General features: G+C 65.9%; 21 protein-coding genes. 13 read left to right on the forward strand and 8 right to left on the reverse strand.

What is annotated here, in order from left to right; all coding sequences use genetic code 11:
- Positions 1 to 96 precede the first annotated feature (96 nt).
- The 3 genes from ACTHLF_RS18135 to ACTHLF_RS18145 all read right to left on the reverse strand — a co-directional run bounded on the left by ACTHLF_RS18135 (position 97) and on the right by ACTHLF_RS18145 (position 2575).
- Positions 97 to 786: a thiol:disulfide interchange protein DsbA/DsbL gene (locus ACTHLF_RS18135; protein WP_440329161.1), complete on the reverse strand. Its 690-nt coding sequence runs from the start codon at positions 784 to 786 to the stop codon at positions 97 to 99.
- Between the two features lie 26 nt (positions 787 to 812).
- Positions 813 to 1691, reverse strand: coding sequence for a thiol:disulfide interchange protein DsbA/DsbL (locus ACTHLF_RS18140; RefSeq protein WP_440329162.1), 879 nt, complete (start codon positions 1689 to 1691; stop codon positions 813 to 815).
- A 74-nt stretch (positions 1692 to 1765) separates the two neighbouring features.
- Positions 1766 to 2575, reverse strand: a complete 810-nt coding sequence (locus ACTHLF_RS18145) for a c-type cytochrome (protein ID WP_440329164.1) — start codon at positions 2573 to 2575, stop codon at positions 1766 to 1768.
- Positions 2576 to 2752: 177 nt separating this feature from the next.
- Here ACTHLF_RS18145 and yihA point away from each other — a divergent pair, with 177 nt between their 5' ends.
- Positions 2753 to 3397, forward strand: a complete 645-nt coding sequence (gene yihA / locus ACTHLF_RS18150; RefSeq protein ID WP_440329165.1) for a ribosome biogenesis GTP-binding protein YihA/YsxC — start codon at positions 2753 to 2755, stop codon at positions 3395 to 3397.
- Between the two features lie 107 nt (positions 3398 to 3504).
- Here the strand turns inward: yihA and ACTHLF_RS18155 are convergent, their stop codons facing one another.
- Positions 3505 to 3993, reverse strand: a complete 489-nt coding sequence (locus ACTHLF_RS18155) for a GAF domain-containing protein (protein WP_440329167.1) — start codon at positions 3991 to 3993, stop codon at positions 3505 to 3507.
- 76 nt (positions 3994 to 4069) lie between these two features.
- Between ACTHLF_RS18155 and bioD the strand changes: the two genes are divergently transcribed.
- From bioD to dcp, 3 genes are all read left to right on the forward strand, one after another.
- Entirely contained in the window at positions 4070 to 4741 is a 672-nt protein-coding gene (gene bioD / locus ACTHLF_RS18160; RefSeq protein WP_440329169.1) for a dethiobiotin synthase, read from the forward strand.
- 36 nt (positions 4742 to 4777) lie between these two features.
- Positions 4778 to 5116, forward strand: a complete 339-nt coding sequence (locus ACTHLF_RS18165; protein ID WP_440329170.1) for a hypothetical protein — start codon at positions 4778 to 4780, stop codon at positions 5114 to 5116.
- A gap of 198 nt (positions 5117 to 5314) precedes the next feature.
- Entirely contained in the window at positions 5315 to 7507 is a 2193-nt protein-coding gene (gene dcp, locus ACTHLF_RS18170; RefSeq protein ID WP_440329171.1) for a peptidyl-dipeptidase Dcp, read from the forward strand.
- A 112-nt stretch (positions 7508 to 7619) separates the two neighbouring features.
- Here dcp and ACTHLF_RS18175 read toward each other — a convergent pair whose 3' ends face one another.
- The 3 genes from ACTHLF_RS18175 to putA all read right to left on the reverse strand — a co-directional run bounded on the left by ACTHLF_RS18175 (position 7620) and on the right by putA (position 12420).
- Positions 7620 to 8219, reverse strand: coding sequence for a hypothetical protein (locus ACTHLF_RS18175; protein ID WP_440329173.1), 600 nt, complete (start codon positions 8217 to 8219; stop codon positions 7620 to 7622).
- A gap of 293 nt (positions 8220 to 8512) precedes the next feature.
- Entirely contained in the window at positions 8513 to 9013 is a 501-nt protein-coding gene (locus tag ACTHLF_RS18180) for a hypothetical protein (RefSeq protein ID WP_440329175.1), read from the reverse strand.
- Positions 9014 to 9234: 221 nt separating this feature from the next.
- A complete protein-coding gene (putA, locus tag ACTHLF_RS18185) occupies positions 9235 to 12420 on the reverse strand; it encodes a bifunctional proline dehydrogenase/L-glutamate gamma-semialdehyde dehydrogenase PutA (RefSeq protein ID WP_440329176.1) in 3186 nt (1061 codons plus the stop codon).
- Positions 12421 to 12564: 144 nt separating this feature from the next.
- Here putA and ACTHLF_RS18190 point away from each other — a divergent pair, with 144 nt between their 5' ends.
- Genes ACTHLF_RS18190 through ACTHLF_RS18210 form a run of 5 tightly spaced genes read left to right on the forward strand, consistent with a single transcriptional unit; the run spans position 12565 to position 16688 of the window.
- The gene (locus ACTHLF_RS18190; protein WP_440329177.1) at positions 12565 to 13047 is read left to right on the forward strand and encodes a DUF2244 domain-containing protein; all 483 of its coding nucleotides are present in this window, start codon (positions 12565 to 12567) and stop codon (positions 13045 to 13047) included.
- Positions 13048 to 13066: 19 nt separating this feature from the next.
- The gene (coxB, locus tag ACTHLF_RS18195; protein WP_440329178.1) at positions 13067 to 13972 is read left to right on the forward strand and encodes a cytochrome c oxidase subunit II; all 906 of its coding nucleotides are present in this window, start codon (positions 13067 to 13069) and stop codon (positions 13970 to 13972) included.
- 50 nt (positions 13973 to 14022) lie between these two features.
- Positions 14023 to 15636 (forward strand): cytochrome c oxidase subunit I, encoded by a 1614-nt coding sequence (gene ctaD, locus ACTHLF_RS18200; protein WP_440329180.1) that lies wholly within the window; start codon positions 14023 to 14025, stop codon positions 15634 to 15636.
- A 3-nt stretch (positions 15637 to 15639) separates the two neighbouring features.
- A complete protein-coding gene (locus ACTHLF_RS18205; RefSeq protein WP_440329182.1) occupies positions 15640 to 15765 on the forward strand; it encodes a hypothetical protein in 126 nt (41 codons plus the stop codon).
- 32 nt (positions 15766 to 15797) lie between these two features.
- Entirely contained in the window at positions 15798 to 16688 is an 891-nt protein-coding gene (locus ACTHLF_RS18210; protein WP_440329184.1) for a cytochrome c oxidase subunit 3, read from the forward strand.
- Positions 16689 to 16868: 180 nt separating this feature from the next.
- On the opposite strand, the gene ACTHLF_RS18215 is transcribed toward ACTHLF_RS18210, so the two are convergent.
- Entirely contained in the window at positions 16869 to 17105 is a 237-nt protein-coding gene (locus ACTHLF_RS18215) for a twin transmembrane helix small protein (protein WP_211352661.1), read from the reverse strand.
- A 41-nt stretch (positions 17106 to 17146) separates the two neighbouring features.
- On the opposite strand from ACTHLF_RS18215, the gene ACTHLF_RS18220 reads away from it, so the two are divergent.
- Genes ACTHLF_RS18220 through cyoE form a run of 4 tightly spaced genes read left to right on the forward strand, consistent with a single transcriptional unit; the run spans position 17147 to position 20494 of the window.
- Positions 17147 to 17878: an SURF1 family protein gene (locus ACTHLF_RS18220; protein WP_440329185.1), complete on the forward strand. Its 732-nt coding sequence runs from the start codon at positions 17147 to 17149 to the stop codon at positions 17876 to 17878.
- Positions 17875 to 18435, forward strand: a complete 561-nt coding sequence (locus tag ACTHLF_RS18225) for a hypothetical protein (RefSeq protein ID WP_440329186.1) — start codon at positions 17875 to 17877, stop codon at positions 18433 to 18435. Before ACTHLF_RS18220 ends, ACTHLF_RS18225 begins: the two co-directional genes overlap by 4 nt.
- The gene (locus tag ACTHLF_RS18230) at positions 18435 to 19580 is read left to right on the forward strand and encodes a COX15/CtaA family protein (protein ID WP_440329187.1); all 1146 of its coding nucleotides are present in this window, start codon (positions 18435 to 18437) and stop codon (positions 19578 to 19580) included. The genes ACTHLF_RS18225 and ACTHLF_RS18230 overlap by 1 nt, the downstream gene beginning before the upstream one ends.
- Before the next feature lie 17 nt (positions 19581 to 19597).
- Positions 19598 to 20494: a heme o synthase gene (cyoE, locus tag ACTHLF_RS18235; protein ID WP_440329204.1), complete on the forward strand. Its 897-nt coding sequence runs from the start codon at positions 19598 to 19600 to the stop codon at positions 20492 to 20494.
- Positions 20495 to 20498 lie beyond the last annotated feature (4 nt).

The following is a 20498-nucleotide window of genomic DNA, read 5'->3' on the forward strand; positions in this document are numbered from 1 at the left end:
GGGGCGCGGTTCATGGCAATGGGGGATGACTCATGCGGCCACAGGGGCCAGAGGATGCCCCCCGCCGCGTGAACGGGGGGCATCCGTCGGGGCGGCTTACTTGCCGCCGTTGAGTTCGCGATTGACCAGGAACTTCGCGGTGTTGTTCAGATCGTCGAAGGTCTTGATCTGGTTGCTGCGGTACTTGCCGTTGACCACGATGGTCGGCGTGCCATCGATGCCCCAGCCCTGGAACAGCTTCACATCGGCCAGGATCTGGTTCTTCACTTCATCGCTCTTGGCGACGGCCACGAACTTCGCGGCATCCACGCCGTAGTGCTGGTGGTACCAGTCGCCCAGCTCTTCGATCGTGGCGAGCGGGTAGTGGTCGGTGTGGATCGCCTTGAAGAGCGCCGCATGCGCAGCCGGCGACACGTTGAGCTTCTTCGCCGCGTAGAACGCCTGGGCGTACGGCAGCCACGCATCGTTGAACGCGGCCGGCACGGCATGGAACGTCACGCCCTTGGGCAGTTCCGTCTGCAGCTTCTCGGCGTATTCCTCGTAATGGGCGCAATGGATGCAGCCATACGAGAACACTTCGACCACTTCCACCTTGTCCTTGGGCGCATAGCGGCCGGGCTGGGTGGTTGCCACGTACTCCTTGCCCTCGGTGACCGGGGTGGCCGGCGCGGTCGCGGCGGCCGCTGGTTCGGCGGCGGGGGCACCGTTGCCATTGCCATTGCCGCCTGCCGAGCAGGCGGTGGCCATCGCGAGGCCGAGGAACAGGAACGAAAGACGCTTGATCATCGAAATCTCCGTATGAGGGACGCGGGTTACTTGCCCGCGGCCTCCTTGCTGACGAGCCACTGGACGAGTTCCACCGACTGGGCGTAACCACCGGCGCTGTTCGGGGTGAGGCGGTACTTGCCATTCACCACGATCGTCGGCGTGCTATCGACCTCGTAGGCGCGGATCAGTTCATCGGCGCGCTTCATCTTGGTGTTGATGGTGAACGAGTTGGCCGTGCCGGCGAACTCCTCCGGCTTCACGCCGTACTTCGCGTAGAACTTCGCGACATCGTCGATGGTCGGCCAGGCGGCCTGCGCCTTCGGCTTGTTGGTCTTCTGGTCCATGATGCCCAGCTCGCCGCTCTTGAACACCGCGTCGAACATCGCATCGTGGCTCTGCTTGTCCACGCCGAAGGCCTGGGCCGTCAGGTAGGCGCGCTGCAGCAGCGGCCAGTTCTCGTCCGGGCGGAACGAGGCGGGCGTGTAGGTCATGACCGTGCCGCGCGGCAGGTTCTTCGCCATCTCGTCGACCACGGAGTGGTACTGGAAGCAGGCCGGGCAGCCGTAGGAGAACACCTCGGTCACTTCGATCTTGCCGGGGCTGCTGGTCGGCTGGGCCGGGTCGATTCGGAAGTAATGCTTGCCTTCCACCCACTTGCCTTCATCGACGAACGGCTTGGGCGCCGGGCGCGTGTCGTTGGCGTCGTCGGCCGGCGCGGGTGCGGGAGCAGCGCTGGCGGCGGTGCCGCTCGATGCGGGCGCTTCGGCGGCGGGTGCCGTGGCCGCCGGGGCGGGGGCCGGGGTGGCAGCGGGTGCCGTCGCGGCCGGGGCCGGCGTGCTGGCCGGGGTCGCATCGTTGTTACCGCCGCCACAGGCGGCAAGGCCGATCAGGGCGGCGCAGAGGAGGGGAAGGCGGAGGCGCATCGTGGGTCCTTTTCTCGCGTTCTTAAAAGCAAACGGGCCCTAAGGCCCGTTCGATCCCGCCAACTTTACCGCCTTCACGGCCCCGCGGGTGCGGCCGCCTGCGACGGATCGTTGGTGTGCAGGCCTTCGATGTAGCTGGCGACGGCCGCGATGTCCTTGTCATCGAGTTTTTGTGCGATCGGCATCATGATTTTCGTGTGCGGATCGTCGGAAGGCGCGGTGGCCTGCTTCCAGGCCTTCAGGCGCGACTCGATGTAGGTGCTGTGCTGGCTGGTGAGGCGCGGGTACTGCGCACCCGGGTTGCCGGCGCCATCCGGGCCATGGCAAGCCATGCAGGCCGGGATGCCGCGCGTGGTATCGCCCTGGCGGTACAGGGTTTCACCCTGGGCGACGAGGGCCTGGTCGGCCACGCCGGGCAGCGGCTTCTGGGTGGCGAAGAACGCGCCGATGTCGTGCATGTCCTGCTCGGACAGCGGGGCCGCGAAGCCGGCCATGATCGGGTTGGCGCGCTTGCCCGACTTGAACTGGGCGAGCTGGCCGGCGATGTACTGCTCGCTCTGGCCGGCAAGGCGCGGGTACTGCGCGTCGGTCGAGTTGCCATCGATGCCGTGGCAAGCGCCGCAGGCCGCGGCCTTGCCCTGGCCTGCCGTGGCGTCGCCCGGCTTGACGCTGCCGGCGGGCGAAGCATTGGCAGCCACCGTCGGCGTCTCGGCCTTCGGCATGCCGGGTGTCGCGGTATCGGTCGCGGGATTGGCCCCGGGTTTGGCGGCGGAAGCCGCGGGGGCTGGCGTGGACGCCGGCTTTGCGGGAGAAGCGGATTGAGCGGCTGCCGTGCTCATCAGGAGCGCGGCAGTGATGGCAGCGGCGGCGTGCCGAAACGTCATGGGTTTCTCCACAAAGGGTTACTTCCGGACCGGGCGCGTTCCCTGCCGCGCCTCATTCAAACGATTATGAATGTGCTGCGGACAGTCGGTCAAACCATCGGCGCGGGCGGCATGGCGCCACATCGCATACACTGCCGGGCCTCACGTTTGCGTTGCCCCATGGGCAAGCCAGGTCCCATGACGTCGAATATCCTCAACGGCGCGCGCTTTACGCTCGCCGCGAATGAAATCACGCAGCTGCCTTACGACACCGGCGCGGAAGTGGCCTTCGCGGGTCGCTCCAACGCAGGTAAATCCAGCGCGCTCAATGCGTTGACCGGCCACAACAGCCTTGCGCGCACCTCCAAGACGCCCGGCCGCACCCAGCTGATGGTGGTGTTCGAGCTCCCGCCGTTGAAGCGGGAGAACGAGGAGCCGCTCCAGGCCCGCCTGGTCGACCTGCCGGGCTACGGCTATGCGAAGGTGCCCGACGCCATGCGCGCGCACTGGCGCCGAGAGATCGACGCCTACCTGAAGATGCGCCGCAGCCTGCGCGGGATCGTGCTGATCGTGGATATCCGCCACGAGCTCAAGGATTTCGACCGGATGATGCTCGAGTTCTGCGCCGACACCGAGCTGCCCTGCCACGTGCTGATGACCAAGGCGGACAAGGTCTCGCGGGGTGAGGGCTCAAGGGCCCTGGAGGCCCTGCGCAAGTACTTCCGCGAGAACAAGGTGCCCGGCACGGTGCAGATGTTCTCGTCGCTGGCGAAGACGGGCGTGGACGAGGCGAGGGCGCGGGTGATCGAGTTGCTGCACACGCCGCGAAGCCACGAACTCTAGTCGTAGGAGCCCACCCTGTGGGCGACATCCTTCGCGGCGGCGCTTACGGCCCTGTGGCTCTATCGCGAAAGGCGTCGCCCACAGGGTGGGCTCCTACGAGCGATCCGTTAGCCCAGGGTCTTCATGAAGGCGGCGCAGAGCGCTTCCATGCCGCGCTTGTCGTCTTCGTCGAAGCGGCCGACCGACGGGCTGTCCACGTCCCACACGCCGAACAGGCTGCCATCGGCGCGGAACAGGGGCACCACCACTTCCGAATTCGACGCGGCATCGCAGGCGATGTGCCCGGCGAACGCGTGCACGTCGTGGACCAGCTGGGTCTGGCCGGTCTGCGCGGCCGTGCCGCACACGCCGCGGCCGAGCGCGATACGGATGCAGGCCGGCTTGCCCTGGAACGGGCCGACGACCAGCTCATCCCCATCGAACAGGTAGAAGCCCGCCCAGTTCAGGTCGGGCAGCACGTCATACACCAGCGCGGCAAAGTTGGCGGCGTTGGCGATCATGTTCATCTCGCCATGCATGAGGCCAGCGGCCTGCTCCGCCAGCTCGGCGTAGAGGGCGGCCTTGTCGTCGGTGGCGATGGCACGGGCTTCGTACATGGCGGGTCCTGCGTTCAACGGGGAATCGAAGCCGTGTATGGTGCCACGTCCCCGCTTCCGCAAGGCCGCTTGACCCATGGCGCGACACCTTTTCGTGGCCGGTACCGATACCGGCATCGGCAAGACCCACGGCGCGCAGACGCTGGTGCATGCGTTCCGCCAGGCCGGCGAGCGGGTGGCCGGCATGAAGCCCGTGGCCAGCGGCTCGGCCCGCACCCGGGAGGGCCTGCGCAACCAGGATGCCCTGGACCTGCAGGCGGCCAGCCACCCACGGCCGCCGTACGAACTGGTCAACCCGCTGGCCCTGGAGGAGGCGGTCTCACCCCACCTGGCCGCCGCGCACGAGGGCGTCGCGGTGGGCTGGGAGCCGCTGGACGCGGCGTTTGCCAGCCTGGGGCGTGACTACGAGCGCGTGGTGGTGGAGGGCGTGGGCGGCTGGATGGTTCCGCTTTCCGACGACATGTCGGCCGAGCAGATCCCGCAGCGGTGGAACCTGCCGGTCGTTCTCGTGGTGGGGATCCGTCTTGGCTGCATCAGCCATGCGCGGCTGACGGCGCGGGCCATCGAGGCCGACGGCTGCCGGCTGGCCGGGTGGATAGCCAACCTCGTGGAGCCGGACATGCTGCTCCGCGATGAGAACGTGGAGACCTTGCGGCGGCTTCTCCCCGCGCCGTGCCTGGGCGTGCTGCCCTACCGCGTCGCACCCGCCGACGCAGCGATCCTCCTCGACCTCTCGCCGCTTGGCTGACGGCCCCTTCACGGCGCCCGCCTTAAACGGATACCCATGACGACGTACTTTCTTTCGGTAAAAGACATGGCGAAGGCGAAGGGCCCGGATCCGGAGCTCTCCTTCGAAGGTATCGGCCCGGAAAAGCTGGCTGCCGACATCGCCGATGCGATGCGCAGCGACAGCCTGTTCCAGCGGTGGCGCGCCAAGCAGCCCGACCCGGACGAGGTGGACCCGAGCCTGGGCGCCACCGATCCCGGCGCGTCGGCAACGGGCGAACTGGCCGCCGGCGACCGCCACGACGTCAAGCTCACCACCAGCCTGCCCATGCGCCTGGTCAAGCACCGCCTGAACCTGCTCATTGGTAACAGCTGGGAACTGCGCGACACGAAGTAACCCGTAGGAGCCCACCCTGTGGGCGACGCCTTTCGCGGAGAGCCACAGGGCCCTAAGCGTCATGGCGAAAGATGTCGCCCACAGGGTGGGCTCCTACGATGCGGCGCAGCAAGGTTGGTAGTACCTGTGGCGGTTGTCCCCGGCCTGCCGCCAGGGCTAGAGTCCCCGCTTTCGAACACGCCAGGGGTCCGCCTGTCCATGAAGGTACGCACGCTCGTGATCGCCACCTCGATCGCCCTCACCACCGCCGCCTGCTCGCAGTCGAACGACGCTGACAAGGCAGCCGCCCCGGCACCGGCCAGCACGGCCCCGGCTTCGGCGGCCACGACGGCCGCCGCCGCCCCGGCCGCGCACGTGAATCCGCTGCTCACCGCGAGCACGCTGCCGTTCCAGGCGCCGCCGTTCGACAAGATCACCGATGCCGACTTCCAGCCGGCGATCGAAGAAGGCATGAAGCAGGAACTGGCGGAAGTTGATGCCATCGCCAATTCGGCCGATGAGCCGACCTTCGACAACACCGTCGTCGCCCTCGAAAAGACCGGCGTGCTGCTGACCCGCGCGCAGATGATCTTTGGCGCGCTGACCGGCGCGAATACCAACGACACGCTGCAGAAGGTGGAAGAGGACGAAGCGCCGAAGCTCGCCGAGCACAGCGACGCGATCTACCTCAACGACAAGCTCTTCAAGCGCATCGAGACGCTGTACAACAAGCGCGATTCGCTGAACCTCGACCCGGAATCGAAGCGACTGCTCGAAGTGAAGTACCAGGACTTCGTGCACGCCGGCGCCAAGCTCTCCGAGGCGGACAAGACCCGCCTGAAGGAGATCAACAAGGAAGAATCCACGCTCAGCACGCAGTTCACCAACAAGCTGCTGGCGGCAACCAAGGCCGCTGCGCTGGTGGTCGACGACAAGCAGGCGCTGGATGGCCTTTCCGACGCCGATATCGCCGCCGCTGCCGATGCCGCGAAGGGCCGTGGCCTGGAAGGCAAATACGTGTTCCCGCTGCAGAACACCACGCAGCAGCCGGAACTGCAGCCGATGAACGACCGCGCGACGCGCGAGAAGCTGTTCAAGGCATCGTGGGAGCGCGCCGAGCACAACGACGCCAACGATACGCGCGACACCGCCGCGCGCATCGCCCAGCTGCGCGCCGAGCGCGCCAAGCTGCTCGGGTTCAAGAACTATGCGGCGTGGAAGCTCGACGACCAGATGGCGAAGACGCCGGAAGCCGCCGAGAAGTTCATGGAGCGCCTGGTCCCGGCCGCGGTCGCGCGTGCGAAGTCCGAGTCGAAGGACATCCAGGACGTGATCGACCAGGAAAAGGGTGGCTTCCAGGTGCAGGCCTGGGATTGGGACCACTACGCCGAGAAGGTGCGCAAGGCCAAGTACGATCTCGACGAAGCGCAGGTCCGCCCGTACTTCGAGCTGGATAACGTGCTGCAGAACGGCGTTTTCTACGCGGCCAACCAGCTCTACGGCATCACCTTCAAGGAGCGCAAGGATATCCCGGTGTACACGCCGGACGTCCGCGTGTTCGAGGTGTTCGACAAGGATGGCACCTCGATGGCGCTGTTCTACTGCGATTACTTCAAGCGCGATAACAAGAACGGCGGCGCCTGGATGGACAACCTGGTCGGCCAGTCGCACCTGATGGGCACCAAGCCCGTCGTGTTCAACGTGGCCAACTTCACCAAGCCCGCCGCCGGCCAGCCCGCGCTGCTGTCGTGGGATGACGTGACCACCATGTTCCACGAGTTCGGCCACGCGCTGCATGGCATGTTCTCGAACGCGAAGTACCCGTCGCTGTCGGGCGCGAACACCGCGCGTGACTTCGTCGAGTTCCCCTCGCAGTTCAACGAGCAGTGGGCCTCGGATCCCAAGGTGTTCGCGAACTTCGCCAAGAACTACAAGACCGGCGAGCCGATGCCGGCCGAGCTGGTGGCGAAGATCAAGAAGGCCTCGAGCTTCAACCAGGGCTATGCGATGAGCGAGCTCATCTCGGCCGCGCTGCTCGACATGCAGTGGCACATGCTGCCAGCCGACGCGCCGAAGCAGGACGTAGACAAGTTCGAAGCCGACGCGCTGAAGAAGGTCGGCTTCACGCTGGTGCAGGTGCCGCCGCGCTACCGTTCCAGCTACTTCCAGCACATCTGGGGCAACGGTTACGCCGCCGGCTACTACGCCTACCTGTGGACCCAGATGCTCGACTCCGATGCGTTCGAGTGGTTCAAGGAACACGGTGGCCTGACCCGCGAGAACGGCGACATCTTCCGCGACAAGATCCTCTCGCGCGGCAACACCGTCGAGCTGGGCAAGCTGTACCGCGATTTCCGCGGCAAGGATCCGAGCATCGAGCCGATGCTCAAGGATCGCGGGTTGAAGCAGTAACCTGGAAGGGCCCCGCAAGGGGTCCTTCGTTTATCGCGGCGTGAATCGCGCCCACGCGCGCCCCCACACGAGGTGACAGGGCCCTGTGGGAGCGCGCTTGCGCGCGATGCGTTCAGGGCTCCAGCGTAATCCGCTCAATGCAAAGCGTACCGCCACGCCAGACGATGCCCTGGAGCTCGTTGAGCTGCGTGGCCTCGTAAGGCAGGTCGGTCCAGAAACCCCGGTCTTCTGGCGCCCGCGCCTCGGGCTGCTTGCCGTACGTTGCGTGCCAGGCTTCCTTGAACGTGCCGTGCGTGAGGAAGCCGACGTGCGCATCGGCGCCCAGGTTGCCGATGCCGAGCCTGCATATCGCTTTGCCATAGGCATGCCTGAACAGGATCAGGCAGTCATTGTGGTGGCCCTTCACCCCGGTGAGGTAGGAGATCGACCCATCCCTGGAACTGCCAATAATCAGGTCGGTGTTGCCGGTGACGAGGACCAGGTCCTCGAACAACTGGTAACCATTGGCGGGCACGCGGAGGAATTTCGCCCTGGCGAAGTCGATGCTTACGCCGTGCGGGCCAAGCCGCCGCTGATCGATGTGGCCAAGCGCGGCGTGGTGTTCGGCGATCTCCCGCACGCTCCGCTTGCGGCCTGGCTTCGGGCCTGGCGCGGCGGCCACCGACGGGGAATCGTATTTCAGGGATGCGTGCACGGTACCGGGCGACATCATGTCGCTGTCCTCCAGGCTGGATGGACGTCGGGTACCGGCCGACGTGAAGTCCTTACAGGTTCGACTGGCGTGTCAATCGCCGCAATATCACTTTCGTTGTAGTCCCGCCTGGGCGACGTTCCATGGTAACGAGGCCGCTTTCCAGCGGCCCCTGGCAGTCAGACGGCCTTGAGGTCGCTCTCGGAGAGTTTTGCCTGGCAAGTTCGACGGCGACAGGTGCATAGGGCACCGTTGTCAGGATGTCCTGCTGGCGATCGAACACCGGCTAGCGCGTCCGCCCAGTCGCGGAGAGATCAGGCGAAGAGCATCTGATAAACGACGACGGATCCGGCACCATCTGGAAAGCCACAGCCAAGGGCGTTGAAGTCCGGCAGCAGTTTGGGAACGATCTCACTGGTATCGAGTGTGGCCTTCCCCGGATGGGCGGGTAGCGCGTGCAGAATGTCGACGGTGCCATCGCTGACGCATACGTCGATCCACTTCGAAGTGTTCGTCATATTGAAGAGAAAGAGGCCGCCGTGCTTGTGGCGCGAACGGACCCGGACGAGGAAAAAGTCGCGTCTCGTCTGCGTCACCGAGGTGACCAGGCATTTCCCAAACCCCTGCCCGACATCCGCGATATATCCGGACCAGTCGCCATACACTTCCAGCGTGGCATCTACGTGGCCCGGTATCGGTATGCCACTGTTCGACTTGTCGAAGCGTTTTCCGTCTTCGAATCCATGGAAATTGACCTCGACAGTGCCGGCCGTGTCGTGATTCTTATGGTTAATCACGATCGTTTCGTATTTCATGGCTATGTCCATCTGCCTTGTGAGTCCTCAGCATAACTTCGGTACCGCGACATCACGAGATCATCGAGCAGACGGCTTCTTCCGGCTGCTCAATGCGTTGAGTGATACGTGCCGGATAGACGTACGGATGATGATGGCGACGAGCTCAACTTGCCGAAAGGACATACAAAGAAGCCGCGTCCCAGGGGACGCGGCTCTCGTGTCGGCTTCGGAACGTCTCGTTACTCGCCGATCGTCAGCAGCGAGGCGTTGCCGCCGGCCGCCGTGGTGTTGATCGTGAGCGTGCGCTCGCCGGCGAAGCGGAGCAGGTAGTGCGGGCCGCCGGCCTTCGGGCCGGTGCCGGAGAGGCCTTCGCCGCCGAACGGCTGCACGCCGACCACCGCACCGATCTGGTTGCGGTTGACGTAGCAGTTGCCGACCTTCGCGCGCGACGAGATGTACTCGATCGTGTCATCGATGCGGCTGTGGATGCCGAGGGTGAGGCCGAAGCCGGTGGCGTTGATCTGCTCGACGACGTTGGCCAGGTCGGAACCCTTCCAGCGGATGACGTGCAGCACCGGGCCGAAGATCTCGCGGGTCAGCGTCTGCAGCGACGGGATCTCGTAGGCGCGCGGCGCGAAGAACGTGCCGTTGGTCGTGCCTTCCGGCAGCGTCACTTCGCCAATCTTCTTCGCTTCGCGATCCATGCGAGCCGCATGGTCGACGAGGATCTGGCGCGCGTCTTCATCGATCACCGGGCCCACGTCGGTCGAGAGCAGGCCGGGGTCGCCGACCTTCAGCTCGGCCATGGCGCCGGCGAGCATGCCGATCACCTTGTCGGCGATGTCTTCCTGCACGAACAGGATGCGCGCGGCCGAGCAACGCTGGCCGGCCGACTGGAACGCCGAGTTGATCACGTCCTTCACGATCTGCTCGGGCAGGGCCGAGGAGTCGGCGATCATCGCGTTCTGGCCGCCGGTCTCGGCGATCAGCGCGGCGATCGGCGCGTTGCGGGCGGCGAGCGCGCGGTTGATCGCCCAGGCCGTGTCGGTGGAGCCGGTGAAGGCCACGCCGGCGACGCGCGGGTCGCGGGTGAGCGCGGCGCCGACGGTGGCGCCGTCGCCCGGCAGGAACTGCAGCACGTCGGTCGGCACGCCGGCGGCGTGGAGCAGCTTCACGGCGGCGTAGCCGATCAGCGCGGTCTGTTCGGCCGGCTTGGCGATCACGGCGTTACCGGCGGCGAGCGCCGCGGCGACCTGGCCGAGGAAGATGGCCAGCGGGAAGTTCCACGGACTGATGCAGACGAACACGCCGCGACCGTTGAGGAACAGCTGGTTGCTCTCGCCGGTGGGACCCGGGAGCTGTTCCGGCTGGCCGAACAGGCGGCGCGCCATCGTCGCGTAGTAGCGCAGGAAGTCGGCGGCCTCGCGGATTTCCGCGATCGCGTCCGGCAGGCTCTTGCCGGCTTCGCGCACGCACATGGCGATGAACTCGGCGCGGTTGTGCTCAAGCTGCTCGGCGGCATGCTCGAGGATCGCGGCGCGGCTGGCGGCCGGCAGACGGTCCCAGCCCGGCTGGGCAGCCACGCCGGCGCGCAGCGCCTGGTCCACGAGGCCTTCCGAAGCGTTCTCGACCGTGCCGATGATGCGGCGGCGATCCGACGGGTCGGTCACTTCGACCTTGCTGCCACCGGTGGCGCCACCGGCGACGAGCGGGGCGGCCGTCCACGGGCCGGAGTGGCGGTTGACGGCGTCGGCGAGCTCGTTGAGCTCGTTGTCGTTAGCGAAGTTCATGCCCATGGAGTTCTTCCGGAGTTCGCCGTACAGATTGACCGGCAGGGGAATGCGGGGGTGCGGAATGGAGGTGAAGGCGCGGACGATTTCGCAAGGATCTGCGACCAGGTCGCGCACGGGGACGCTCTCGTCCACCACGCGGTTGACGAAGCTCGTGTTGGCGCCGTTCTCAAGCAGGCGGCGGACCAGGTAGGGCAGCAGGTCCTCGTGCGTGCCGACCGGCGCGTAGACGCGGCAGGGCACGTTGAGCTTGTCCTTGCCGATCACTTCCGCGTACAGGTCGGCGCCCATGCCGTGCAGGCGCTGGTTCTCGTACGGGCGGCCCTTGGCGATATGGTTGATCGCCGCGATGGTGTGCGCGTTATGCGTGGCGAACTGCGGGTAGACCAGGTCGCTGCCGGCGTTGAACAGGCGGTGGGCGCAGGCGAGGTAGCTGACATCGGTGTTCGGCTTGCGCGTGTACACCGGGTAGCCGCTCAGGCCGTTTTCCTGCGAACGCTTGATCTCGGCATCCCAGTAGGCGCCCTTCACAAGGCGCACGAACCAGCGGCGGCCGGTCGCGCGGGCCTTCTCGACCACCCAGTCGATCACGAACGGGGCGCGCTTCTGGTACGCCTGGATGACGATGCCGAGGCCGTTCCAGCCCTCGAGCGAGGGGTGGGCGAAGACATCTCCGATGATGTCGAGCGAGAGCTCGAGGCGATCGGTCTCTTCGGCGTCCACCGACAGGGCGATGCCGTTCTTGTAGGCCAGCTGCGAGAGTTCGAGCAGCTTGGCGCCCAGCTCGGCGCGGGCACGGGCCCGGTTGCCGATTTCATAGCGCGGGTGCAGCGCGGAGAGCTTCACCGAGATCGACGGGGCTTCCACGTTGCTCTTGAACGGGCCGCGGCTGCCGAGCGCGTTGATCGCGTCGCGGTAATCCTGCTGGTAACGCTCGGCGGTGGCCTGGGTGAGCGCCGATTCGCCGAGCATGTCGTACGAATAGCGGTACACCGCGTGGTCCTTCTCCTCGGCGCGGTCCAGGGCTTCCTTGATCGTGCGTCCCATCACGAACTGGTGGCCCATGATCCGCATGGCCTGGCGCACGGCGAGGCGCACCACCGGCTCGCCCGCGCGGCCGACGAGGCGGCGCAGGGCGGAGGTGAAGTCGTGGCGGGTTTCTTCCGCCAGGTTCACGAGGTGGCCGGTGAGCATCAGGCCCCAGGTGGAGGCGTTGACGAACACCGATTCGCTCTGGCCCAGGTGCTTCTTCCAGTCGGCATCGCCCAGTTTGTCGCGGATGAGCTTGTCGGCCGTGGCCTTGTCGGGGATGCGCAGCAGGGCTTCGGCCACGCACATGAGCAGCACGCCTTCCTCGGAGGAGAGGTCGTACTGGCGCATGAAGGATTCGACGGCGCTCTGGTCCTTGGCGCGGGCGCGCACACGGGTGACCAGGCCGGCGGCCACGTCGATGACGTGCTCGCGCTCGGTCGGCGGCAGCGTGGCCTGGACGAGGAGGTCGTTGACGGCCTCGGTTTCGTCGCGCAGCCAGGCGGCGGTAATGCGCGCACGCGCCGGCTCGGCACCGGTGGGAAGTTCGGGACTGAGGATGGACGGATTCACGATTGGGCTGTGGGGACGGGGAAGACCGCCCATTGTAGGGGAGGCCGCGAGTTCGTGCGTGGTGCGCCGCGACAGCCGGGTGTCGCGGGGCCGCCTGCGACAATCCGCCGCCCTGCAACCTTGCCGCTTTCGGACCCGCGCCCTATCATCCGGCTGTTCCAGGCACGCCGGATTCCCATGTTCGTGCTTCGACCGACCGTCGCGGGTCACCCGCGCGTGGTGTGGCTAAGGCCTAACCGCGCACTGGACAAGCGCGGCCTGCGTCGGCTGATCATCGGGCTTTCGGCGTTGGCCCTGGCGACCGCGGCGCTCGGCGCGTGGCAGGGGAATGTGTTCGCACCCCTCTTCGCGCTGATCGAGGCGTTCGTCGTGGGGTTCGCGCTCGGCGCGGCCTGGCGGGCCGGCGACAGGGGTGAACGCATTGCCATCGGCCCGGACACACTGGAAGTGCGGCACCTCCCGGGTCGACGGGTGAGCCAATTCCAGACATATTGGGTACGCATCGGGCTGGCGCCGGGGGAACGACGCCAGCGGCTCTTGATCACATCGCACGGCAACGAGCTCGAAATCGGCGCCTTCCTTGGGGAAGAGGAAAGGGCCGAGGTGTCAAGGAAACTCATGGTGCTTCTGTCCGAGGTCCTGGATCAGTCGCGCAGGTAGGTTCAACAAAGGTGCAAACATGACATCTGGCGGCATCGGACGACGATTGGCTTCGGCGTGGACGGCAGGCGTGGTACTAGCCCTTTCGGGCGGGGCGGCAATGGCCAACCCGGAGCCCGATCAGCTCAACATGACCAAGGGCGCCGCGGAGTGGTCTCCGTATGGCATGCACATGGTGGCGCTGTGGGTCTGCGTCGTCATCGGCATCGTGGTGTTTGGCGCCATGTTCGTGGCGATGTTCCGCTTCCGTAAGTCGCGCGGCGCCGTCGCGGAGAAGTGGACGCACAGCACGAAGCTCGAGATCGTCTGGACCGTCATCCCGGTCATCATCCTGATTTTCCTGGCCAAGCTCGCCACGGGCGGCCTCACCACGTTCGCGGACACCACCGGCTCGGAAATGACCATCAAGGTCACCGGCTACCAGTGGAAGTGGCGCTACGACTACGTGGAATACAAGGGCAAGCCGGTCGACCGCGTGGGCTTCATGTCCAAGCTGGAAGAGAGCTCCGACCGCACCCGCCAGCTCAAGTCCAACCTGGACCCCGAGAAGATCCAGGTCGACGGCTACAAGACCTACCTGCTCGACGTCGACAAGCCGCTTGTCGTCCCGGTAGGCACGAAGATCCGCTTCATCATCGTTGGTGGCGACGTCATCCACTCCTGGTGGGTGCCGGCGCTCGGCTGGAAGATGGATGCCATCCCGGGCATCGCCAACTCGGCCTGGACGAACCTCAAGGAACCGGGCGTCTACCGCGGCCAGTGCGCCGAGCTATGCGGCCAGGACCATGGCTTCATGCCGATCGTGGTGAAGGCCGTGCCCAAGGCCGAGTTCGAGCAGTGGCTTGCCACCCAGGTCGACGCGGCGAAGGTGGAACAGGCCGCGCAGACCGCCCAGGCAGCACCCGCCACGGCCCCCCAGGGCTAATTCCCACACCGTCTTAGTCCGTTTTCGTCTTAGGTAGAGGTGCAAGGCCCATGGCGCACGATGCCACCCACGACCATCACGACCACCATCACGCACCGCAGGGCTTCTTCCAGCGCTGGGTGATGTCCACGAACCACAAGGACATCGGCACGCTTTACCTGGTGTTCGCCCTGCTGATGTTCTTCATCGGCGGCGCGTTCGCCATGGTGATCCGCGCGGAGCTGTTCAAGCCGGGCATGCAGCTCGTGCAGCCGTATTTCTTCAATGAAATGACGACGATGCACGCGCTGGTCATGATCTTCGGCGCCATCATGCCCTCGTTCGTGGGCCTGGCGAACTGGATGATCCCGCTCATGGTCGGCGCGCCGGACATGGCGCTGCCGCGCATGAACAACCTGTCGTTCTGGATCATGCCGTTCGCGTTCCTGCTGCTGCTCAGCACGCTGTTCATGCCGGGCGGCGGCCCCGCCGGCGGCTGGACGATGTACCCGCCGCTGTCGCTGCAGGGCGAATCCATCGCCTACGTGGTGTTCGCGGTGCACCTGATGGGTATCAGCTCGATCATGGGCGCGATCAACATCATCGCCACGATCCTCAACATGCGCGCGCCGGGCATGGACCTGCTGAAGATGCCGGTGTTCGTGTGGAGCTGGCTGATCACGGCGTTCCTGCTGATCGCGGTGATGCCGGTGCTGGCGGGCGCGGTGACCATGCTGCTCACCGACAAGTACTTCCACACCAACTTCTTCAATGCCGCCGGCGGCGGTGACCCGGTCCTTTACCAGCACATCTTCTGGTTCTTCGGGCACCCCGAGGTGTACATCATGATCCTGCCGGCGTTCGGGATCATCTCGGAGATCATCCCCACCTTCGCCCGCAAGCCGATCTTCGGCTACAAGGCCATGGTGTTCGCCATCGCGTCCATCGCCTTCCTCTCGTTCATCGTCTGGGCCCACCACATGTTCGCCGTGGGCCTGCCGATGGGCGCCGAGATCTTCTTCATGTACGCCACCATGCTCATCGCGGTGCCGACGGGCGTGAAGGTGTTCAACTGGGTGAGCACGATGTGGGGCGGCTCGATGACGTTCGAGACGCCGATGCTGTTCTCCATCGCGTTCGTCATCCTGTTCACCATCGGCGGCTTCTCCGGCCTGATGCTGGCGCTGGCCCCGGCCGACTTCCAGTACCACGATACGTACTTCGTGGTGGCCCACTTCCACTACGTGCTGGTGACCGGCGCCGCGTTCTCGATCATGGCCGCCGCGTATTACTGGCTGCCGAAGTGGTCGGGCCACATGTACAGCGAGACCTGGGGCAAGATCCACTTCTGGTCGAGCGTCATCTCGGTCAACGTGCTGTTCTTCCCGCAGCACTTCCTGGGCCTGGCCGGCATGCCGCGCCGCATCCCCGACTACAACGTGGCCTTCGCCAACTTCAACATGATCAGCTCGATCGGCGGCTTCTGGTTCGGCGCCTCGCAGCTGATCTTCCTGGGCGTCATCGTCCACTGCGTGTGGTTCTCGAAGAAGAAGGCCGCGGACCGCTCGTGGGAAGGTGCGAAGGGCCTGGAGTGGACGGTGCCGTCGCCGGCCCCGCACCACACCTTCGATGTGCCGCCGGTCATCCATGATGACGAGCTGGCGCACGGCAACACGGACCACTGATCGATGAATGCCATGGTCGACAACGAACTGGATGAACGCCGCAAGCGCGCCCGCCGCACCGCATGGATCGCGGGTTGCGTGGCGCTTGCGATCTGCGTTGTGTCGATCGTGCAGATGTTGAAGCTGTAACGGCCATAGAGCGACTTCCACGGGAAACCAGCATGGGTCACCAGCAACAAGACGCTTATTTCGTACCGAGCAAGAGCCAGTGGCCGATCGTGGCCGCCGTGTCGATGTTCGTTACCGTGTTCGGTGCGGCGCACTGGCTTAACGCCGAGCCTGGCGAGTCCGGGTTCGGCAAGACGGTGTTCTATGTCGGCGTGGTGATGATCCTCGGCATGTTCTTCGGCTGGTTCCGCTCGGTCATCAACGAGTCGATGGCCGGCAGCTACAACGGCCAGGTGGACCGCTCGTTCCGCATGGGCATGATGTGGTTCATCTTCTCCGAGGTGATGTTCTTCGGCGCGTTCTTCGGCGCGCTGTTCTACGCCCGCATCTTCTCCATCCCCTGGCTGGGCGGTGAAGGCCATGGCGTGCTCACCCACCAGTTCGTGTGGGATGGCTACAACGCCGCGTGGGGTGCCTCGGGTGGCGGCGGCCCGGACAAGATCGGTGGCTCGTTCCACACGATCGCGGCATGGGGCCTGCCCCTGCTTAATACGCTGATCCTGCTCTCGTCGGGCGTGACCATCACCATCGCGCACCATGCGCTGAAGGCCGGCCACCGCAAGGCGCTGCTGATCGGCCTGGGCTTCACCGTGCTGCTGGGTGCGACGTTCCTGTTCTGCCAGGCCCACGAGTACGCCGAGGCCTACGAGCATTTCAACCTCACCCTGGGCAGCGGCGTCTACGGCGCCACGTTCTTCATGCTCACGGGCTTCCACGGCATGCACGTGACCCTGGGCACGATCATGCTGGCGATCATCTGGGTGCGTTGCGCCAAGGGCCACTTCACCAAGGATGACCACTTCGGCTTCGAAGCCGTGGCGTGGTACTGGCACTTCGTCGACGTGGTGTGGCTGGCGTTGTTCCTGTTCGTTTACGTGCTTTGATCGCGCTCGATCGAGCCAAAAAAACCCGCCTTCAGGCGGGTTTTTTTTCGCCATCTGGGCGACATCGCGCGCGAGCGCGCTCCCACAAGGGGGGGCGGGGCCGGCGGTGGTGGAGGGCCGGGGTGTGGGGCCGATTGCCGCAGATTGCCGCACTGCGCCTTGGTGGGCGGTGGGGGCGGGTTAGAATTGGCCCACGTCGTGCGGGTGTAGCCACCCCATGAAGATGCCCAGGGCCACCATGGCGATGAGCAGCAGGGAGAGGCCGATTCGCCGGGTCAGCGCCCAGACGGTGCGTTTGCTCTGGCCTTTGTCGGTCATCATGAAGAACAGCGCCTGGCCCAGGTTGAACAGCACCACCAGGAGCAGGACCACCAGCGCGTATTTGTAGATGGTTTCCACGTGACCGTTCCGCTTCATTGCGACAATCCGAGTATAGCGGTGGGTACGCGGGGCTTTGCATGAGCTTCCTGCGCCGCCCGACGTGGTTCGCTGTCGCACTGACTGTCGCCGGGGTGCTGGTTTTTACGCGTCTGGGTGTCTGGCAGCTGGACCGGGCGGCCGAGAAGGACGAGCTCCTGCGGCGCTACGCCGCAGCCGCCGAAGCGCCGGTCGAGGACTTCCCCGGCGTGGCTGCGGCACCCCCGGCGGAGCGTTATCCGCGGATCGCCCTTTCTGGCGCCTACCTGCCGGGCCATCGCTACGTGCTGGATGACCAGACGCGGGCCGGCCAGGCAGGCGTGCATGTCTATGTGCCGTTCCTTCCGGATGGCGATAACCACGCGGTCCTGGTCGACCTGGGCTTCCTGCCGCGCGAGGCCGGGGCCCAGCCGCGGCTGCCGCCGGTGCCCGAGGCCCACACCACCGTGCGTGGCCTTTACGTGCCGCCGCCCGGCGTCGGCGTGCGCCTGGGTGGCGACCGCCTGCCGGAGCAGAAGGGAGCCGACAAATCCGTGGTCTACATCGACCTGGGTGAGATCGCCGCCGACCTGCACCACTCGCTGTATCCTCGCGTGCTGCTGCTCGACGCGGATCCGGCGACGATCTATGCGCGCGACTGGACCCCGGCGGTGATGCCACCGGCCCGGCACCGTGCGTATGCCTTCCAGTGGTTCACCTTCGCTGCCGCCGCGGTGGTGATCTTCGTCCTTCTCCACCGCAAGCGGCGCCGCCCGCAGAACGGAAACCCATGACCGAACCGAAAGCCCCCACCGTCCGCTCGGGACGCCTGAAGCTGGTGATGATCATGCTGGTGTTCCTGGCGCCCATCGTGGCGGCGGGCATCCTCACGCTGACCGGCTGGCAGCCGACGGGCAAGGGCAATGGCCAGCCCATCGTGCCGCAGCGCAGTTTCGAGGGCGTGCGTGTCGATGTGGGCGGCAAGCCCTGGGCATGGCGCGACAGCGAGCCGCGACTGACCCTGGTGGTGTTGCCTGGTCCGGATTGCGCGGTTGAGTGCGTGAAGACCCTGGGCCTCGTGCGCAACGCGCGCATCGTGCTCAACCGCAATGCCGATCGCCTCCGCCTTCTTTATATCGGCGCCGCGCCCACGGGCTCCGACGGGCAGGCCGTCATGGCCGATTACGTGACCGGTACCGAGCCGGCCGATACGTTTGCGCCTTTCCGTCCGAACACCCCCGACAGCGTCGCGGTGGTGCTGGTCGAATCGAATGCCACCGCCCTGGCGTGGTACCCGGCGGGCTTCGACCCGAACGGGCTGCGCAAGGATCTGCAGAAGGTGATCCGCTGATGTCTCCCCGCGCCGTGAAAGCCCTGCGCACCCTGGCCTTGCTGGCCGCACTGTTCGCTTTCTGCGTGGTGATGTTCGGCGCGTTCGTGCGTCTTTCCAATGCGGGCCTTTCCTGCCCGGACTGGCCGACCTGCTACGGCAAGGTCACCTGGCCAGGTCACGCGCATGACATCGCTCAGGCGAACGAGGCCTTCCCCGATCGCCCCTACGAGGACAGCAAGGCCTGGCGCGAGCAGGTGCATCGCTTCCTGGCGGGTAGCCTGGGCGTGATGGTGCTCGCCATCGCGCTGATCGCCGCATGGCGGCGGAAGACCGCGGTGGTCGCTGTTGTTGCCGCCTCGGTGTTCGCCGCGTTCGGCGTCGTGCTGTACATGCGTGGCGCCTATGCGGTGTCGTCGGTCCTCTCCGCGCTGGCGATCGCCTTGCCGCTCATCGCCGCCACGCGGCTTGATCGGCCGGGCGCATGGCGCGTCGGCATTGCCGCGCTCGCCGTCATCATCTTCCAGGCCATGCTCGGCATGTGGACCGTCACGCTGCTGGTGAAGCCGATCGTCGTGACCGCACACCTGCTGGGCGGTCTTGCGACCTTCGCATTGCTGGCCTGGGCGGCGCTGCGCTGGTGGGGCGTCGGTGCGCGTGATGAGCGCTTCGCCGCCCTGCGCGTGCCGGTCACGGTCGGCATCGTCGTGCTGGTGTGCCAGATCACGCTGGGTGGCTGGACGAGCACGAACTACGCGGCGCTCGCCTGTGGCACGGATTTCCCGAAGTGCCTGGGCCAGTGGTGGCCGGAGACCGACTTCCATGAAGCCTTCATCCTGTGGCGCGGCATTGGCGTGAACTACGAAGGTGGCGTACTCGACATGGCCGCCCGTAGCGCCATCCAGATGGCCCACCGCATCGGCGCCGGCATCACCTTCATCTACCTCGCGTGGCTCTCGCACAAGCTCGCCCGCGCCGGCCTGCGCAAGGTCGGCATCGCCGTGGCTGTCGTGCTGGTCACCCAGGTGCTGCTCGGCATCGGCAATGTGCACCTGGGCCTGCCGCTGCCCATGGCGACGGCGCACAATGGCGTGGCTGCGCTGCTCCTCTTCACCCTGCTCGCGGCCCTGGCCAGCACGCAACGCCTGCCGTCGGAGACCCCGTGACCAAGTTCAAGCAATACATGGAACTGACCAAGCCGCGCGTCGTCGCGCTGCTGGTGTTCTGCGCGGTCATTGGCATGTTCCTGGCGGTGGATGCGGAAGGGAATCGCGTGCTTCCTACGTGGCAGGCTGGCATCTTCGGCACGCTGGGCATCTGGCTGGCGTCGGCGTCGGCCGCCGCGTTCAACCATCTGATCGATCAGCGCATTGACAAGGTGATGGCGCGCACGTCGCACCGACCGCTCGCTACCGGCGAGCTCACGCCAATGAAGGTGTTCGTGTTCGCCATGACGCTCGGCATCCTCTCGATGCTGGTGCTCGTGTTCCTGGTGAACATGCTCACGGCGGTGCTCACCTTCTTCTCGCTGATCGGTTACGCGGTGATCTATACGGCGTACCTGAAGCGCGCCACGCCGCAGAACATCGTCATCGGCGGTCTCGCCGGTGCAGCGCCGCCGGTGCTTGGGTGGACGGCGGTAACCGGTTCGCTGCACCCGTACGCGCTGCAGCTGCTGCTCATCATCTTCGTATGGACGCCGCCGCATTTCTGGGCGCTGGCGATCTTCCGCGTGGACGACTACTCGCGCGCCCAGGTGCCGATGCTGCCGGTGACCCATGGCGTGAAGTTCACCCGCTGGCACATCTTCTTCTACACCGTACTGCTGTTCCTCGTGACGCTGCTGCCGTTCCTTACTGGCATGAACGGGCTTATCTACCTGTTTGGTGCCGTGGTGCTCGGCGTCGGCTTCCTCTGGTATGCCGTGCGGCTGTTTACGTCGACCGACGACTTCTTCCCGATGAAGATGTTCAACTACTCGATCATCTACCTGATGGTGTTGTTCGCCTTCCTGCTGGCTGACCATTGGCTGGTGGAGCCGGTGGTGCACCTGCCGGTGAGGTTCGATCCGATCATGTAACCCG

The sequence above is a fragment of the Luteibacter sp. genome (assembly GCF_051958795.1).
Classification (GTDB): Bacteria; Pseudomonadota; Gammaproteobacteria; order Xanthomonadales; family Rhodanobacteraceae; genus Luteibacter.